The organism is Eisenbergiella massiliensis (assembly GCF_003435485.1).
The window spans coordinates 13,281-32,689 of record NZ_QVLV01000003.1 but is presented as its reverse complement, the minus strand read 5'-3'; the positions used below and the strand labels follow the sequence as shown (position 1 = coordinate 32,689).

Genomic DNA, 19,409 nt, shown 5'->3' with positions numbered 1-19,409 from the left:
CTATGGCAGCAGGCTGATGATTCTGGAGGTTACATATGATGGAGAGCATTGAATTTCTGACACTGGAAAATGAAGCGCTATCGGTGCGCATCCTGCCCGGGCTGGGAGGCAAAATCACTTCCCTGCGCCTGAAGGAAAATGATTTTGAACTGGCGGCTCCTAATACGGGAGGGAAATACCGGCAGCCGCAGGAGGATTACGGGAAGGAAGACACAGCAGCGGCGCGGGATGGGGATACAGGGCCGGATTTTTCCAGGTATGACGCTTCCGGACTGGATGATGCGTTCCCCAACATAGACGCCTGTGTGACACAGTGGGAGGGAAGGACGTACTGCTATCCGGATCACGGAGAGATATGGAGCCACCCTTTTACTGTGTGTGAGACCCCGGAGGGGCCGTTGCTTTCCTGGGAAAGCAGCAGGTTCGGTTATCTGTATGAGAAGCGGTTTTCCCTGTCGGGCAATTCCCTTTTCATCCGTTACCGGATAGAAAACAGGTCCGAAGCAGCCTTTCCCTGGCTGTGGACCTTCCACGGCCTGATGCGTTATGAGGAGGATATGCGGCTGCTTTTACCTGAAGATTTTGAAAGGTACCGCTGTGTGGCCGACCATCCGGTGATGGGGGCGGCGGGGAGCATCCTGGAGGCGGTGAATGGCCGCTATGATTTTACCAGGGTGCCGAAGGCTGAAAGCCATTCGGCGGTAAAATATTATGGGGAGGGCAGGAGCCATGCGGGACAGTGCGGCCTGTGGTATCCTTCCCGGGAAGTGCGCTGCACTTTGAAATATGATGCAAATAAGCTGCCCTATCTGGGCGTATGGATCACCGCAGGCGGCTACAGGGGAGATTATAACTGCGCGCTGGAGCCGGCCACCGGTTTTTATGACGATGTCCCAAGGGCAATAAAAAACGACACCATCCGTGTGCTGGAGCCGGGCGGGGAGTTCGCTTTCACATTGGAAATCAGTCTGAGAAAGGAGAAGCAATAAATGGAACACGGTAAAGCAAAGGTCTGGGAGGAAAACGTGGTAATCCCCACCTATGGAATCGGGGAACCCAATAAAAATCCCATGTTCCTGGAAAAAAGAGTGTATCAGGGAAGCTCGGGCAAGGTATATCCCCATCCCGTCATCGATAAAATCTATGATGAAAAAAAGGACGTAACCTACCACGCCGTTTTCCTGGAAAACGATTATCTGAAAATCATGGTGCTTCCGGAGCTGGGAGGAAGAATCCAGAGAGCCACGGATAAAACCAACAATTATGATTTTGTCTATTATAATCATGTGATTAAGCCGGCGCTGGTAGGCCTGGCAGGTCCCTGGATTTCAGGAGGCATTGAGTTCAACTGGCCGCAGCACCACAGGCCCAGCACCTATGATCCGGTGTCCTTCCATATGCAGGAAAACGAAGACGGCAGCGCCACCGTTATGGTGGGCGAGGTGGAGAACATGTTCCGCACCAAGGGAAACGCCTATTTTACCCTGTACCCGGATAAAGCCTGGCTGGAAATCCGCGTCCAGCTTTACAACCGGACCAGCGTGCCCCAGACCTTCCTCTGGTGGGCCAATCCGGCGGTGCCCGTCAATGACAATACCCAGTCCGTGTTCCCTCCGGATGTGCATGCAGTGATGGATCACGGCAAAAGGGACGTATCCCGTTTCCCCATAGCCACGGGAACCTATTATAAAATGGACTATTCCGCAGGTGTGGACATTTCCCGGTATAAAAACATCCCGGTTCCCACGTCCTACATGGCCTGCCATTCCGACTATGATTTCGTAGGCGGGTATGATTACGGGAAAGAGGCGGGAATCCTGCATATCGCAGATCATCATATTGCGCCCGGCAAGAAGCAGTGGACCTGGGGCTGCGGGGAATTCGGCCAGGCCTGGGATCGGAACCTGACGGATGAGGACGGTCCCTATGTGGAGCTGATGACCGGCTGCTTTACGGATAATCAGCCTGATTTTTCCTGGCTGGCTCCCTATGAGGAAAAGACCTTTACCCAGTATTTCATGCCCTACAAGGGTGTGGGCATGGTGAAAAATGCCACACTGGACGCTGCCGTGGGACTGGAAACGGAAGGCGGGAACGCTGTCGTGACCGTTTATACCATGGGCGAAGAACATGTAAAAATCCGTCTGACGCGCGGAGAGCAGCTCCTTTTTGAGGAGGACGCACAGCTGGATCCCGGCCTGCATTACAGGAAGGAAGTGAAGCTGCCGGAGGATATCAGGGAAGAGGAGCTTCTGGTTCAGGTGATTTCTGAGGAAGGAAAGGAACTGGTTTCCTACAGGCCCAAGAAGGAGGAAGTGGTTAAGATACCGGAGCCTGCCAGGGCGGCCCCTGCGCCTGAGGATGCGGCAAGCTGCGAGGATCTGTATCTGTACGGCCTGCATCTGGAGCAGTACCGCCATGCCACCTATGATCCGGCGGATTATTACAGAGAGGGGCTTCGCAGGGACGGCAGCGACATCCGCTTAAACAACGCTTACGGAAAGCTGCTGTTTAACAGAGGGCTGTTCGCGGAAAGCGAACCTTACTTCCGCAGGGCGGTGGAGAAGCAGCTGCGCTCCAATCCCAACCCCTATGACGGGGAGCCTCTTTACCAGCTGGGCCTTTCCCTGAAATTCCAGGGGAAAATGCAGGAAGCCTATGACGCGTTTTACAAAGCAACATGGAACGGAGCCTGGCAGGACGCGGCCTTCTATCAGCTGGCCTGTATTGACTGTGCCGGAGGGGATTTTGCAGCCGCCCTTTCCCATATAGAAAGATCCCTTGTGAGAAACTACCATAACATCAAGGCAAGAAACCTGAAATCCTGTCTTCTCAGAAAAATGGGAAGGACAGAAGAGGCAAAGGCATGGACGTTTTCGACTATCGCCATTGACGGGCTGGATGCAAACAGCCGCAGAGAGCTGAGGATGATTGCAGAGAAAGAGGGCGCGGCAGACGATGCACAGCCGTCCTGGGAGGAAAAACGTATTTTAAGCGGCAATCATAATACCTGCCTGGAAATGGCCTTGGATTATATGGAAGCGGGAGACTTTGAAGATGCGCGCGGCGTGCTTACGGATTTCGCAGCGGATTTTGTGGATAAAACAAAGGTATATCCTCTCATTTATGCAGCTCTTTCCTATTGTGCGGCGCAGCTGGGGGATAAGACGGAGGCGCTTTCCATGGCGCAGCGCTGTGAGGAGGCCTGCAGTGATTACTGCTTCCCACACCGTCTGGAGGATATCGTGATTCTGGAGCATGTGCGCCGGATCCTGCCGGAAGGAAGCAAGGCGCCCTATTATCTGGGAAATCTGTGGTACGATAAAAAGCAGTACGACAGGGCGCTGGAATGCTGGGAATATTCCAGAGAAAGAGATGACACCTTCCCTACGGTACACCGCAACCTGGCGCTGGTGTATTACAACAAGAAGCAGGAAGCAGATAAAGCGCTTGCTTCCCTGGAGAAGGCATATATGCTTAATACCGGGGATTCCCGTGTGCTCATGGAGCTGGATCAGCTTTATAAAAAGGTTGGCAGAAGCCCTGAGGAAAGGGCGGTGTTGCTGGAGGCACATATGGAACAGACCCAGGACAGGGATGATCTGTATGTGGAATATATCACTTTGCTGAATATCCTGGGAAGGCATGAAGAGGCATTGGAACGGACCCTGGGCAGGCAGTTCCATCCATGGGAAGGCGGAGAGGGCAAGATTCCAAAGCAGTATGTGACAGCCCTTTTGCAGCTGGCCAAAGAACATAATGCCAGGGGAGAGTATGCACGGGCGGAGGAACTGCTCCGTCAGGCGGCAGGCTCCTATCCCTGGAATCTGGGAGAGGGCAAGCTTTACGGCGCCCAGGAAAACCACATCTATTATTATCTGGGCTGCACGCTGGAGGCACAGGGAAGGGCGGAAGAAGCCGCGGAATGCTTTGCAATGGCCTCCACAGGTATTTCGGAGCCGGTAGGAGCCATGTACTACAATGACCAGCCGCCGGAAATGATTTATTACCAGGGCCTGGCCCTCCTGAAGCTGGGACGGCAGAAGGAGGCGTACGGACGCTTCAATAAGCTGATAGCTTACGGAGAAGCCCATCTGTTTGACGAGATGAAGATTGACTACTTTGCGGTTTCCCTGCCTGATCTCCTCATATTCGAAGAGGATCTGAACAGGAAGAACGTAAGCCATTGCCTGTTTATGAAAGGGCTGGGCCATCTGGGCAGGAAGGAAACGCAGCGTGCGGAGGAATGCTTTGAGGAAATCCGCACAAAGGATTCCGGTTTTTATGATGCGAATATCCGTAATATATTTTAATTAACAGGTAAAAAATCTGATTAATATGGCAATTTCCGGTTTGAAATGGAAATTGCCATATTTTTTTCCTGAAAAACAAGCTGTGCGGATAACAGATACGTTGAAAAATACGGTTTACGCAGATCAGGCTGAAAACGGGTTACTGTTCACTCCGTGACCAGTAACTGCATAAATCCATTAAAAATCGCCTACGGCGATGGGATTTATGCACTCTTGAATCACTTTCTTACGTACTGTGCAGTAAATGCACAGTACTGAGTGACCAGTAACGAAAACGGATCCTTTTTTCTTTGTGTCTGTTTTTCTTTGTTGAAAGTAAAAATCCAACATAGTAAAATAGTATTCATGAGCGGGAAGATCGGATGCTGGGTGAAAGATTAACAGAGGTGATGCGACAATGGACGAAAAACAGATATGGCTGGTATTGGAAACAGAACCCACAAAGGAGGAAGAGCAGATAAAGCAGGCTTACAGAAAGAAGCTTGCGCGGACCAACCCGGAGGATGATCCGGAAGGGTTCAAGCGTCTGCGGGAGGCTTATGAGCAGGCGCTGCGTCTGGCGGCGCAAACGCAGGAGCCTGAGGAGGAGCTGCCGGAGGGACCGGTGGGGGACTGGCTTTGGGAGGTGAAGGAAGCCTATGGCAGGCTGTCCTCCAGGCTGGATACAGAATTGTGGACAAGTCTGCTGGAACAGGATGTCTGTGTGGATCTGGAGACGGCGCTGGAAGCAAGGGACGGCCTGCTGCGCTTTCTGATGGATCACTTCCGTCTGCCCTCGGAAATCTGGAAAATCATAGACGAGAAATTTTCCCTGATGGAGGATATGGAGGATCTGGGAGAAAAGTTCCCCGGTGATTTCCTGCAATATGTGCAGAACAAATGCACCCAGGAGGAATGGTTCCCCTATGCCCTTTTTGAAGGGGAGGAGGACGCGGATTATGATACGTGGCTTTCCTGTTTTTACGAAATGCGCAGCGCATGGCAGGAAGGGAATACGGAAAAAGCGGAAAGCCTGTATGAGGATCTGGGAAAAACAGGAATCAGCCACCCTTACGCGGCCGCGGTCTATGCCGCCGTACTGGTGCAGAAGGATAAAAAGGAAGAGGCACGCAGGTTGATGGAAGAGGTGACGGAAAAGACGCCGGAGGATCCCTGGCTGAGGGATATTGCCGGACAGGTCAGGCAGGCGGCGGGAGACGAGGACGGCGCTTACCTGGATTTCCTGGCGGTGCTTGAAAAGGAGCCTGTAAGCTATCTGCCGTGCCTGCGGTGCAGTCAGTTCGAAATGAAACGGGGAAAAGAGGAGGAAGCCAAAAAGCGTTTGATCGCGCTGGTGGACGCCGGCTATGACACGCAGGATGTAAGAGACGCCATCCATGAGGTCAATGGACGGCTGATTCCCCTGTACCGGAAAAACTGGGAGGCGGAAAAGGAAAACCTTTCCCTGTTTTTCAAGCTGGGCTGGTGCCTTTTGCAGAATGAGGACAGTAAAACGGGAGTTTCTCTGATGGAGGGGATCGTCCCGGATCAGGCAAACTCCGCGGAGTATCACAGCCTGCTGGGCCGTTTTTATTACAATGAAAAGGAATATGCAAAGGCGGAGGAGCAGTTCCTCTCCTGGCTGGAAAGCATCCGTCTGGAACCGGCGGTAACGGAAAGTGAGAAGGAGGCGCTGCCCGCCCGCTTCGGCACTGCCTACAGCCTTCTGGCGGCCTCACGGAAGATGCAGGAGGACTATGAGGGGGCGCTGGAGGCAGCAGGGAAAGCGCTGGAGCAGCGGGAAGACGCCGCCTACTACCAGCAGAAGGCGGATGCGCTTTTCAAGCTGGGGAGATATCAGGAAAGCGTGGATGTGTGCGATATTATCCTGGGGCTTAACGACGGCTACCTGCCCGCCCTTGTGACCAGGCAGGAGGACTACTATGCGCTGCATATGGCGCAGCAGGTGGTGGATGATTTCTACCGGATTAAGGAAATTTATGCGGCGCTGCCCCGGCCCTATGAGCTGGCGGCCGATGTTTTCCAGATTTACAGGCAGTATAAGGACGTGCTTCATATTGTGGAACAGGCCGTGCAGGCGGAGGTGGACAGCCGGAAGCTGGATCTGATGGAGGTGAAGGCAAAGAGGGCATTGGCCGAGGAAAAGGAGCAGTATGAGGAGGTGCTGAAGCTTTCCGGCGGACTGCTTAAGAAGCTGGAGGAGGAGCGCAAGACGGACGGAGACAGCGGCGGGGAGGCAGTTTCCGAGCTGGATCGCAGGGAAGCGGAGGTTTTCCGGGAAATGGCGTTGTGCCACTCGAGCCTTGGAGAACTGAAAAATGCACTGGAGCTGATAGATAACGCTATCCGTTTTGACCCGTCAGCCTATGTTTATGTGTGGGTGAAGGGAGATCTGCTTTATCAGAACGGTTCCTTTACCCAGGCGCTGAAGGCTTATGAAGAGGTGAAGGAGCAGATACCGGATAACGCGAATATCTGGACGGACATGGCTGCCTGCCATAGGAAGGGCGGCCGGGAGGAAGAGGAAAGGGAGTGCCTGGAGGAGGCGGTGCGGCTGGATCCGGAGCACCCCAGCGCCTGCGGGCGCCTTGCGGCCATCTACCGGGAAAAGTACAGCAGCCGGGAGCGCAGGGAGGATTACGACAAGGCGCTGGACTATGCCTGCAGGCAGCTGAAGCAGACCCCTACAGCCTATTATTATATTGAAAGGGGACAGCTTTACATAGAGAGCTGCGAATGGGAAAAGGCGCAGGAGGATTTCAGGGAGGCCGCCAGGCTGGAACCTGACAATGCCTATGCTTACTACAACTGGGCCTGCATGCTGAAGTATGCGGGACAGTATGAGGAAGCGGTAGAAATGTTTGAGAAGGCGATTTCGCTGCGCACGGAAAAGGAATCCACCGTTTTTTTCAGAGGGCTGGGAGAATGCTATGAAAGAATGAACCAGCTGGATCGGGCGGCCGCCGCCTATGAGAAAAATATTGCGGAATTCCCGGAATCCGCCGCTGTGCGTTGGGATTATGTGAAGCTTCTGGAGAAGATCGGGACGCCGGAGCTTCTGGAGAGAGCCAGACAGATCCTGGAGGAGATCCTGAAGCTGAAGGGAGTGCGCAAGGCCTACTATCAGTCGAAGCTGGCCGGGATTTATGAGCAGATGGGAGAATATCAGACTGCCATAGAACTTTGTGAGCGAGCCATGCGGGAGGAGGCGGAATATCTGCGTCCGTACATTACTCTGGCGGAGCTTTACCTGGACAGCTTAAGAGATGGCAAAAAGGCGGCAAAGACTTTTAAATCAGCCCAGTCCTTCCTGAAAAAAACAGACTCTCTGTATGAGGAATATGTAAATGATATGACGAAAATATCGGCTTTTCGGGGGAAATGGAAGGAAGCCCGCAGCTACGCGGATGAAGCCATTGGCATTATCGAAAAGAAGTACGGTTCCCTGAAGGAATATCTGTCGGCGAAAAAGTACAGGAATGCCAGACTGTTTGCGGTGGGAAAGCTGTTTTATTATTCCGGCAGGCTTACGGAAGCGGCGCAATGCTTCCATGCAATGGCTCCCTGCATGAAAGCGCAGGAGCCGGAGGGGGAAGCGGCCGGATCTTACAGGGGAAGAATCTGCCAGCAATGTACTGAGCCTGCATGCTGGGAGTATTATCAGGCGCTGGGAATGCTTGCGGAGGCGGCGGAGGATTATGAGGCGGCCTGCGGCTATTACCGCACGGCATTTAAGATCGGAGGAAGAAACATCTGTATTGAAAAGAGTCTGGAGGAGTGCACGAAGGCCGCCGGACGGGCGGGTAAGACAAAGAACAGGAAAGGGAAAAAAGAATGATTATAGGAATTGACCTGGGGACGACAAACAGCCTGGCCGCTTATTTTACGCAGGAGGGGCCGAAAATCATACCGAACCGTCTGGGACACCATCTTACGCCGTCCGTAGTGAGCATGGATGAGGAAAATCAGATTTATGTGGGAAAGACCGCCAGGGAGAGAATGGCGCTCTATCCCGGCACTGCCGCCGAGGTTTTCAAGCGCAGCATGGGAACCGGCAGAAAATACCGGTTAGGGAAAAAGGAATTTTTGGCAGAGGAGCTTTCTTCCTTTGTCCTGCGTTCCCTGAAGGAGGATGCGGAAAGCTTTCTGGGCGAGGAGGTGACGGAAGCGGTAATCAGCGTGCCCGCCTATTTTAACGATTCCAGGAGAAAAGCGACCAAGCGCGCGGGAGAGCTGGCCGGGCTGAAGGTGGAGCGGATTATCAGCGAACCCACCGCCGCAGCGATCGCCTATGGGCTGTATGAAAAAAAGGGAGCAAGCAAGTTCCTGGTATTTGATCTGGGCGGGGGCACCTTTGACGTCTCCATCCTGGAAATGTACGACAACATCCTGGAGGTCCGCGCCGTGGCCGGGGACAATTTCCTGGGCGGGGAGGATTTTACCGAGGTCCTTTACCAGCTGTTTTTAAAACGCCGGGGGCTGGAGGAAGAAACGCTGAGCCTGAAAACGCGGCTTTACCTGAAAAAACAGGCGGAGCTGTGCAAGCTGGGCTTTTCGGAGGAACGCTCCAGTGTGATGCGCTGTGTGATGGACGGGGAGGAATGGGAGGAGACGTTTAAAATATCGGAGTACGAGGAAGCCTGCGCTCCGCTGTTTGAAAAAATACGCAAGCCCGTGAAACGGAGCCTTTCCGACGCCGGCATCCGTCTGTCCCAGATAGACGAGGTGGTGCTTGTGGGAGGCGCAACCAAACTGCCCATCGTGCGCCAGTTTATCAGCAGGCTGTTCCGCCGGGTGCCAGATACCCACATCAATCCCGATGAGGCTGTGGCGCTGGGAGCGGCGATCCAGGCTGCCATGAAGGACAGAAACGACGCCATCCGCGAGGTGATCCTTACCGATGTCTGCTCCTTTACCCTGGGAACGGAGGTGGCGGTGAAGGAACGCATTTCCGGCCAGTATGAGAGCGGGCATTTCTGCCCCATCATTGAAAGGAACACGGTGATACCTGCCAGCAGGACGGAGCGTTTTTATACAATTTATGATGATCAGACCAAAATAAGCATCCCTGTCCTCCAGGGGGAGAGCCGCTTTGCCTCCAATAACCTGCTCCTTGGAAGGGTTGAGCTTGAGGTGCCCAAAAACAAGGCGGGAGAGGAAGCGATAGACATCACCTATACCTATGATATCAATTCCATCCTGGAGGTGGAGGCCACCGTGGTTTCCACCCAGGTGATGACGCGGAAAATCATCAAGGGTGAAGAGGTGCAGATGACGGATGAGGAAATCGAAGAACGGTTCCGGGAGCTTTCCTTCCTGAAAATCCATCCCCGCGATCAGGAGGAGAACAAGCTGCTTCTGCTGAAATGCGAACGCCTCTATGAAGAGAGCCTGGGCGACAAGCGCATGGCCATTGAGCTGGAGCTGAGAAAATTCGAGGCCGCTCTGGATACCAGGGACAATGGGAAAATTGAAACGGCCAGGGAGGAACTGAAGGAGGCGCTGAAGGAGCTGGATGAGTTCTGGGAGGACTGAGCTGGACAATGGCGGCTGCCGCGAGGGTCAAATACCCCGCAGCTCTGCAAGTTTGATACCTCGTTGCTTGCAGAGCTGCGGGGTATTTGATTGCCTTTGTGTTCAAGCTTTTCCTGATATTAATCCTCAAATCTTTTATGACCTGGTGTACTCAACCGCTGCAATATTATGGAAATATGATATACCGAATGGTTCACTGTACCAACTTCGTATTGTGAATCCTGAAAAAGTAATTAAATGTTTACAATTTTCTGTTTAGTAGGCGGAGAAATTTACAAACCGTGCATTTTTAGTCAGCAGCTTTTTTAATCCGTGTATACTTCTGTTTTCAGAATTGCGCAGAGCCGGAAATCAGGGTATACTTTTAAGTGGAGTGTAAGGAGAAGCATTGTTCGTTGGTAGAAAGGAAAGCTTATGGAAAGAACGCTGCCTATTGGAATTGAGGATTTTAAAAAACTGCGTGAAAATAATTTTTATTTTGTAGATAAATCTATGTTCATAAAGGAATTGCTGGATAACAGAAGCGAAGTCAGCCTGTTTATGCGCCCTCGCAGATTTGGGAAAACCTTAAGCCTCAGTATGCTGAAATATTACTTTGAGAAGGCCTTTAATGAAAATGGCGCTGAATTGGATAACAGCAGTCTGTTTGAAGGCTTACGGATTATGGAAGCCGGCGAGTTGTATACAAAACATATGGGGCAGTATCCGGTAATCAGTTTATCACTGAAGTCAGCAAAGCAGCCGAATTGGGAATTGGCATATAATTGTCTGACAGATGAAATCATTACTGAATTTGACAGACATAGTTATATATTGGAAAGCCCCAATTTAAGCCCGGCGGATAAAAAGCAATATCAGGAGATGCTTAACAGGCAGGCTCCTGCCGCATATTGGGTTAAGGCACTGGAATTCCTGTCAAGATGTCTGAAAAAGGCATTCCGTAAAAATGTGATTATCCTGTTGGATGAGTACGACGTCCCTCTGGAGAATGCATATTTCAATGGTTTTTACCAGCAAATGACTTCTTTTATCCGTTCCCTGTTTGAGTCAGCGTTAAAGACAAACCCAAACCTGGAATTCGCAGTAGTAACGGGCTGCCTGAGAATTTCCAAAGAGAGTATATTTACAGGATTAAATAACCTGAAAATGGTATCGCTGCTTGATGTAGGCTATTCCGAGCAGTTTGGCTTTACCCAGGCGGAAGTGGACAGAATGCTTCAGTATTATGATATTACAGAGCGCAAGGAGGAAGTAAAAGCCTGGTATGACGGTTATAAGTTCGGAAAGACGGAGGTCTATAATCCCTGGAGCATACTGATGTATGTAGATAAGCTGAGGCTGGACAGAGATGCATTGCCCAGGCCGTACTGGGCAAATACCTCATCAAACAGTATCATCCGTGAATTGGTGGAACGCGCTGACAGCAGCGTAAGGCAAGAGATGGAAACGCTGATAGCGGGCGGCACCATTGAAAAGCCGGTACATGAGGATATCACCTATGAGGACATTTACCAGACGTCGGATAATCTCTGGAATTTTCTTTTTTTTACAGGATACCTGAAAAAAGTGGAGGAACGTCTGGAGGATGTAACCTCCTACCTGACGCTGGCAATTCCCAACCTGGAAGTAAAATATATATACCAGAATACGATTCTGGACTGGTTCGATAAAAAAATCAGGCAAAAGGATCTGTCCGGGATTTACAGTGCGCTGCTGAAAAAGGACACACAGCTGCTGGAAAGGGAGCTGTCCGTAAACCTGATGGAGACAATCAGTTTTTATGATTACCGTGAGGATTACTACCATGGCTTCCTGGGAGGCCTGCTTAAAATGATGGATGGCTATACCATCAAATCCAACCGTGAAAGCGGACTGGGAAGAAGCGATCTTCTGCTTCTGTCAGCCCCTTATGATGGGATTGCCATTATCATGGAGCTTAAGGTGTCGGATACCTATGCGCAGCTGGAGGAAAAGGCGGAAGAAGCGCTTGCGCAGATAGAAGAGAAGCAATATGATGCCGAACTGAAGCTGGAAGGTTACCATACTTTCATTAAGTATGGGATTTCCTTTTATAAAAAGCTCTGCAAAGTGATGTGCAGATAAAAGAAAACGTAACTGTTCATCAGGTCAGCGCATTTAGCTGCGCAGGCCAGCGCTTTGCGTTGACCGTAAGAAAATGATTCAGGAGTGCTTAAATGCATCGCAGTCCAGACAGTTATGAACCCATATAAAAAGACACAATCCCGGTCCCGCAGCAACAGGCGGACCGGGATTGTTTTAAATTTTTCAGATTTATTGCCGTGGGCAAAGAGCCGGGCAGCCATGCCTGCAGTGGAAATTAGGCCTTCGAGGCAGTGGGGCAGATTTCCGGTCTGCCATTTTGCTGAAATCAGATATCCAGCTTCATATCCCCCATCTTAATCCATCCCTTTTTCCGCATCAGCTCAGAAAACAACAGCGCCAGAATGGCAGGGGCAGCCACATGCATCAGCAGGATCTGGAGAAGTACCAGGGCGGCACCCATCCCTTCACCGGTCATGGTCTGGAACGCCATGATCTGTCCAACAAGGCCGCAGGTCCCCATACCGCTTCCGGTGGCATTGTTGGTCATACCGAGGACGCAGGTGGAAATCGGCCCCAGGATGGCACTGGCCAGAATGGCGGGAAGCCAGATCACGGGCTTGCGGATGATGTTTGGCATCTGGAGCATGGAGGTGCCCAGCCCCTGCGCCACCAGTCCGCCCGTTTTATTTTCACGGAAGGATGCGACGGCGAAGCCGACCATATTGGCTGCACAGCCTACGGCCGCGGCCCCTGCGGCAATTCCGCTTAAGTTCAGCGATACGCCGATGGCGGCAGAGCTGATAGGAAGCGTCAGGGCAATGCCCATCAGGACGGAAACGATGATGCCTGCCCAGAAGGGCTGCTGTACGGCGCCCCAGTTGATCAGTTCGCCCACCTTGGTCATAAATGCGGCGATGGGAACGCCGATGGAAAGACCGACAACAGCGCCTACGGTAATCGTGGTGATGGGTGTTACAAGGATATCGACCTTTGTTTTCCCGGCCACCAGCCCGCCGATTTCCACGGCCAGGTAAGCGGCGACAAAAGCACCCAGCGGTTCCCCTACGCCTGCCAGGGTAAAAATGCCCTCCGACAGAATGGTGCCGCCGATGATGGTCTTGGCATATGCGCCGATCATGCCTGCGGCAGCGGCGGATACGGTCACAAGAGGCGGTTCCTTGAATTTGCTGGCGACACCGATGCCGATTCCCGCGCCGGTGAGCTTTTTGGCTACGGTGGCAACGACGATGATATAAGCGCCGATGGTGCCGCCGATGAGGTTACCCACCTGTTCCAGGATGGTGCCTACCAGAAGCGTGGCAAACAGTCCCTGTGCCATGCCGGAAAGGCCGTCAATAAAAATCCGGTTGCAGAGTTTCTTTACTTTTTCCATATTCTTCATCCCCTCTGATGCCCTGGCGGGCATATTTATGCAAGTCAGGCGGCAGGATATGTTTTGTAGCAGTCCGGTTATCTGAACGGTTACTGCTTTTTGCAGAGAATACTGCAGAAAAAATGCCACGGCATAAATTGTTCCCTATGCCGTGACAACTGCATTTACATATGTATTTACATGTGTCTTGTCACCTTGAGGTATAAAATAGCACATCAGGGTGCCGAAAGCAAGTATTTTTTTTCGGCAAGGGCTTTTTCAATGGAATCCAGGACCTCCTCGCTTTCCGCCTCCACCGTATGGTAATGGATGTCATCGGTAAGCTCCTTTAAAGGCTTGGTCTGTTTGGTTGCGATTTTCCGGACGAAATCCTGCACATCCCTGCGGCTGGAAATAATCAGGTTCACTGTAATGGTGCCGTAAATGGGATGGGTGATGATCACGTCAAGCACCTTGCCGCCCAGATCCACAATGGTATTCAGTTCATCCGCAATCTGTTGTGTGGAATGGGACACCATAAAACAGCGGTTGCAACGGGCACCGGCAGGATTATAGAGCAGATATCCCCTGGCGGTGGAAAGAATATCGCGGTTGGTCGCCCGCAGGAGCGCGATATCCTGGACGATGACCTGGCGGCTCACTCCCAGCCTGCGGGCCAGTGCGGATCCTGATAAAGGTTCCCGGGCATCTCCCAGCATTTGAAGCAGGGCTTCCCTGCGCTGTTCTCCATCCATGTGATTACCTCCTGAAAAATATTTCAACTGGCCGGCTGGCTGGAACCGTGCCGTATTTATCTGTAAACGGGCAGGAAAACGGCCATTATCAACCGGTATCAGGCGGTTTTATTTTAGCACAGGGAGGGCGCGGGTGCAAGGTGGGGATGCCGGGACATGGATGCAGCGTAACAGTTCAGGCAGGTTTGTGCATTAACTGCACAAACCGTGAGAAAACGTGATGCCAGCAGGCATCCGCCCCCGCCAAAGGCGTCTTATCATGGGCGGATGCAGTAACAGTTCGGCCGAAGGCTGAACTGTTACGATGCAACGCCGCTTGCGGAACAGCCGCAGGCGGAATCAGAGGCGGAGTTAGGCGGCCCCGGTGTATGTGCAAACAGGCCTGGATGTGGTAAAATAAGGAAAAAGTTACAAAAGGGGCTTTCAGAAAATGTTTCAGTACATAACGGATAAAATCAGGGGAAGGCGGAAGCGGCTGCTCCATGATTATATTGCTATTTTTATCATTATGGGGATGGTGCTGCTGCTGTCCTTTCTGATCATCGGGTATATTGCCAATTCCACAACAATGGAACAGTCCAGGAATTCCTCAAGGGTCATTTACAAACAGGCCAGGGAGCAGCTGGAGCAGGTCGAAGAGGATCTTCAGAACATGTACATGAATGTGGTAAAAAATGATTCCGTGCTTGCCTTTCTGGAAGCCGCGGACAGCTATGAACGCTGGGAAATGCTGGAGAGCGTCCAGGGGATGGTTGGAATGAACCGGAGAATCAACCGGAACCTGGAAAACATCATTTTTTATGATGAGGATGGGAACCTGATTTTTGCGCTGGGAAATGTTTTCCTGGACAAGCCGGAACTGGAACTGAATGAAATGCTGAATTTTTCAGGCAGAATGTGGGATGAAGCTACGAAACAGGCATGTTTTGAGGTGGGGCTTCCCATCTATAAGGAGGAGACGGACGGCTATACGCTGCTGGGAAGCGCTTACCTTTTATTCAATGTGGGAAATCTGCAGGAAATCATGGATCGGGCGCTGTTAAACCGGGATTCGGCCATTGCGATTGTGGACGGCAATGGAAGGGCCATCGTCAAAGCCGGGCAGTGGGAAGATTATTACGGGGATTTTGAGACGGCGCTGGAGGATAAAAAAAGGCTTGTCTACGCGGATTACATAGGTACGACGGGCTGGCGGATTGTGAATGTAATCCCAAAGAAAGCGCTGCTTACCGGGGCGGAGCAGATGAGAAACATCACTTATGTGACCTTTTTGGCGGTGGTTTCCATGATGATTTTCCTGTGCGCCATGCTGTATAAGCGGATCATTTATCCCATTTCACGCCAGACGGCATTTATGGCGGGCTTTACGGAGGATACCCATCAGCGTATTGAGGTGCTGGAGGAGAATGAAATCGGGGAAATGGCCCATAAGATGAACCAGATGCTGGATGATATCGAAAAGCTGAACGGGGAAATTATCGAATCCAACCGGAAGTATCTGGAGATGGAGTATGCAAAAAAACAGACGGAAATGATTGCATACCGGAGTCAAATCAATCCCCATTTCCTGTACAATACCTTTAACTGTATCCGGGGAATGGCGCTATATCACGGGGAAAAGGAAATTGCGGAGCTGACAATGGCGCTGTCCAGCTTTTTCCGGTACAGCGTACAGGGAGAGGAAACAGTAACCGTGCGGGAGGCGTTGGAAAATCTGCAGCGTTATGCCAGAATCATCCAGTACCGCTTCAACGGAAAACACAGGGTGGAGGTGGAAGCCTCCCGGGAGGTCTATCTGGTCAAAATTCCCAAAATGCTGCTTCAGCCCTTGGTGGAAAATGCGGTGCTCCACGGCCTGGAAACGAAGGTGGATGGGGGCGTGGTGCACGTTGCCGTGAGCGGGACGGAACAGAAAATCGTGGCAGTGGTAAAGGATAACGGCCAGGGCTTTCCCAAGGAGACGCTTGTACAGCTGCGCCAGGCCATGGAATGCTACGACAGGGAAGGTACGATTCCTGATGACGGCCACGGAATCGGGTTCCTGAATGTATACAGGCGGCTGCGGCTTTTTTACGGGACGGCGGCTGAATTTACGGTGGAAAGCAGGGCCGGGGAAGGCACGGAAATTACAATGGTTTTGCCGGTGGGAGGTAGATAGAGATGTATCATGTTTTTTTAGCGGATGATGAACCCTGGGCGCTGATGACGCTGCAGAATCTGATTGACTGGAGTGATTACGGCTTTGCCGTCAGCGGGGAAGCCGAGGACGGGGAGCAGGCTTTGGAACGGATTATCAGAACCAATCCGGATCTGATCATTTCGGATATCCGTATGCCGGGAATGGACGGGCTGTCACTATTGCAGACTATCAGGGACAGAGGGCTGGGGGCGGAGGTGCTTCTGGTGAGCGGCTATACGGATTTCGAATATGCCAGGAAGGCCCTGCAGTACGGCTGCGCCGGATATCTGGTAAAACCGGTGGAGGAGCAGGAGCTGGTAGAATATCTGTCCAAGGTGAAGGGCATACTGGACGGGAAAAATTCAGGGGGGGGGGGTAAAACTTTCCGGAGAAAATGAGGATGAGGGCTACCAGTCGGAAAAAATCCAGGTGCAGAATATGGTAAAATATATCCAGGAGCATTTTGGAGAGGGACTGACGCTTGCCACGCTTGCCGGTGAGTTTAAAATGAGTGAAAGCTACATCAGCAGTCTCATAAAGAAGAGAACCGGAAAAGGCTTTGGGGAACATCTGATGGAGGTAAGGATTCAGAAGGCCCAGGAATACCTGCGCACGACCAATGACAGCATCGAGGCCATTGCGGAAAGGGTGGGCTATCCGGACTATTTTTATTTTACCAAGGTCTACAAAAAGGCCACGGGGATCAGTCCTGCAGCCTACAGGCGCCAGTTGTAGGGGGGAGCGGAATGCGTCCGCCTGCGTGGGGCTGCCGCTGTATTTCTTCTCCGGGGGCGGCTTTGGGGGAGTTTCCGGTCCAGTCTCAAAAACGGGGTGTTTCTAACTGTTTCCGGAGGCCGGAATTCTGCCAGCGCGGCCAAAACTCCTCCGCAGGCAACGGGGTAGTGGGCAGCCGTGGGCGTTGGGAGCGGCCGTTGCCTGTGTTCGTCAGACAGGCCGCTAGGGGCGGCAGAATTCCGGCCTCCGGAAGCAGTAAGAAACATCACCGTTTTTTCCTATGGACCGGAAACTCCCCCAAAGCCGCCCCCGGAGAAGAAATACAGCAGCAGCCCCACACAGGCGGACGCATTCCTTTGGCTATGCGGCAGGGTTGTGCTGGATTGACAGATGTGATAAGAACAAGTTGAAAAATGTAGAAGATATTATAAAATTTATAAGAGTAATTGTGAGGCTGCGGGGAAAAATCCGTGGCCTTTATTCGTTTTGTATATGAGAATCTAAATATTTGACAAAAATAGTAAAATAATCTCCATACAAAAGATGGAGGGAAAAAATTACAATAAAGTCCATCAGGTTACAATGCATTGTACAGATAAATGGAATTATGAAAAAGGTAACAGTCCGGTTTTCTGGGCTGTTAATAAAGAAGGAAAGAGGAATGGTTATGAGAAGACATGTACTGCAGAAAATGTGCGCGTTGGCACTGGCCGGAACTATGGTTTTGAGCCTGGGAGCGTGCGGTTCGGCTGAAACAGGGACGGCAGGGACACAGGCGGCCCAGAGTGAGGCTTCAGGGGAGAATGCCCCGGCAGATGCTTCTGCTTCCAGTGAGGGAACAAGCGAGCTTTACTGGTTTTCTGATGTATCCGGATGGGGACCTGCGACAGCGAACTGGTCCACCAAGGAATCACCGGCGACTGAATACATAGAAGAAAATTTCGGGCTTACCCTGAAAATAGAGCAGCCGCCTACGGATGCAACCACAAAGCTGGGCCTGATGATCGCCTCAGGAGAGCTTCCGGATATGATGTCCATTACGGATGCGGACATATATAAGCAGCTTGTGGCAGCGGACAAGGTATGGGATATGAAAACCTTCCTGGAAACCTATGATCCGGAATCCCATTTGCTCAAGGACTTCCCGGAGGATATCAAGCAGGCTCTGACAGATACCTACGGCGGCTGGTATTCTTATCCCAGCCATATGGAATCCAAGGATAACAGGAAGGTATTCCCTCCCGATGATCAGGTATGGATTGACGTAGTGGAAAAGGGCAGCAACAGCTGTATCATGTTCAATAAGGAAATCATGGATGCGCTGGGAATTACCCAGGAGGACGTACAGACGGAGGAAGGCTTCTACGCTGCCTGCGAAAAAGTGAAAAATTCCGGCTATCAGGTGGACGGACAGAGCGTCCTGCCGGTAGTGCTGCAGTGCAACCTCTGGATTAACTCCAGCCTGGACGGCATTGTTTCCTGGAACTTCGGTGCAGTGCCGGTGGATGAAAACGGCAATTACAGGCATATGGAACTCAGCCCGGGATATAAAAACGGCCTGAAATTCCTGAATACCCTGGTACAGAAAAACTACCTGGATGTGAATACCCTTACAATTGATGAAACCGCCCTGAAGACCTATCTGGATGCAAAGAGAGTATTCTGCTGGATCGGCAACCAGGCACAGCAGGACAAAACAAATATGCCCTGGGTATCCTTCGGACCGATCCTTGCCTCCAACGGCGCCAGACCGGCCATGCCCGTTAACCAGTCCGCAGGCACCGGCTGGATTCAGACCCTTGTTTCCAAGGACTGCAAGAATCCTGAAAAAATTGCAAAATTGTTAAGCTGGGCTTCCAGCCAGGAAGGACTGCTCCTTAATTATTATGGTATTGAAGGAACGGACTATACGATTGACGAAAAAGGCATTGTAACAAAAACGGAAGAAGGTAAGAAGAAGCTGGCGGAAGAGTATGACAACAATGTACTGATGTGGCCGTTTGCCAACACCTCTTTTGAAAGGAATACGGAGCCTATTCCGGATCCCACAAGCAACAGAGGCGTGGAAGTAGCGCTGATGCCTGCATTCGGCAATTACAAGGATACATACATTTATGATGATTCCCTGCTGGGCTTCAAAAACAGCACGGTTATCGAGCCTTCCAGCGACCTGGGTATCAAGCTTTCCCAGATCAAGACCTATCTGGAATCCCAGAAGGCAAAAATCGTAACGGCTGCTTCCGACGAGGCCTTTGAAAAGGAATACCAGAACATGCTCGACACCCTGGATCAGTATGAAATCACAGCGATTGACGAGGAATACAACAAAGTATACCAGGAGTACTGTGAGAAGAAGGGCAACAAAATCGAAGATATAAACGCCGGACTTTACAAATAATCCCCGGCGGCAGCATAAGGCTGGCCCGCAAAACGCGGCAGCCTTATGTTTGCCTGAG

The 19,409-nt window shown here is 51.7% G+C and carries 11 protein-coding genes; 9 read left to right on the top strand and 2 right to left on the bottom strand.

Going from position 1 to position 19,409, the window contains the following annotated elements:
• Positions 1-35: 35 nt before the first annotated feature.
• The 5 genes from DXC51_RS05360 (at position 36) to DXC51_RS05340 (ending at position 11,951) form a co-directional block, all read left to right on the top strand.
• Positions 36-989: an aldose epimerase family protein gene (locus DXC51_RS05360; RefSeq protein WP_044914835.1), complete on the top strand. Its 954-nt coding sequence runs from the start codon at positions 36-38 to the stop codon at positions 987-989.
• Complete coding sequence (locus DXC51_RS05355) at positions 990-4,313, top strand: DUF5107 domain-containing protein (RefSeq protein WP_044914837.1); 3,324 nt, start codon at positions 990-992, stop codon at positions 4,311-4,313. It begins immediately after the preceding gene.
• Positions 4,314-4,710: 397 nt separating this feature from the next.
• Entirely contained in the window at positions 4,711-8,151 is a 3,441-nt protein-coding gene (locus DXC51_RS05350) for a J domain-containing protein (protein WP_025488962.1), read from the top strand.
• Complete coding sequence (locus DXC51_RS05345; RefSeq protein ID WP_117544050.1) at positions 8,148-9,848, top strand: molecular chaperone HscC; 1,701 nt, start codon at positions 8,148-8,150, stop codon at positions 9,846-9,848. Before DXC51_RS05350 ends, DXC51_RS05345 begins: the two co-directional genes overlap by 4 nt.
• A gap of 414 nt (positions 9,849-10,262) precedes the next feature.
• Entirely contained in the window at positions 10,263-11,951 is a 1,689-nt protein-coding gene (locus DXC51_RS05340) for an AAA family ATPase (RefSeq protein ID WP_117544049.1), read from the top strand.
• 286 nt (positions 11,952-12,237) lie between these two features.
• On the opposite strand, the gene DXC51_RS05335 is transcribed toward DXC51_RS05340, so the two are convergent.
• Positions 12,238-13,305 carry a PTS sugar transporter subunit IIC gene (locus tag DXC51_RS05335; protein WP_025488964.1) on the bottom strand — a complete coding sequence of 356 codons (1,068 nt, stop codon included), beginning with the start codon at positions 13,303-13,305 and terminating at the stop codon, positions 12,238-12,240.
• Positions 13,306-13,520: 215 nt separating this feature from the next.
• The gene (locus DXC51_RS05330) at positions 13,521-14,039 is read right to left on the bottom strand and encodes a transcription repressor NadR (RefSeq protein ID WP_102287936.1); all 519 of its coding nucleotides are present in this window, start codon (positions 14,037-14,039) and stop codon (positions 13,521-13,523) included.
• 430 nt (positions 14,040-14,469) lie between these two features.
• Here DXC51_RS05330 and DXC51_RS05325 point away from each other — a divergent pair, with 430 nt between their 5' ends.
• The 4 genes from DXC51_RS05325 (at position 14,470) to DXC51_RS05305 (ending at position 19,351) form a co-directional block, all read left to right on the top strand.
• Entirely contained in the window at positions 14,470-16,197 is a 1,728-nt protein-coding gene (locus DXC51_RS05325) for a cache domain-containing sensor histidine kinase (protein WP_117544048.1), read from the top strand.
• A 2-nt stretch (positions 16,198-16,199) separates the two neighbouring features.
• Positions 16,200-16,616, top strand: coding sequence for a response regulator (locus tag DXC51_RS05320; protein ID WP_117544047.1), 417 nt, complete (start codon positions 16,200-16,202; stop codon positions 16,614-16,616).
• A 40-nt stretch (positions 16,617-16,656) separates the two neighbouring features.
• Positions 16,657-16,953 (top strand): helix-turn-helix domain-containing protein, encoded by a 297-nt coding sequence (locus DXC51_RS05315; protein ID WP_147332340.1) that lies wholly within the window; start codon positions 16,657-16,659, stop codon positions 16,951-16,953.
• Between the two features lie 667 nt (positions 16,954-17,620).
• Positions 17,621-19,351: an extracellular solute-binding protein gene (locus DXC51_RS05305; protein ID WP_181970036.1), complete on the top strand. Its 1,731-nt coding sequence runs from the start codon at positions 17,621-17,623 to the stop codon at positions 19,349-19,351.
• Positions 19,352-19,409 lie beyond the last annotated feature (58 nt).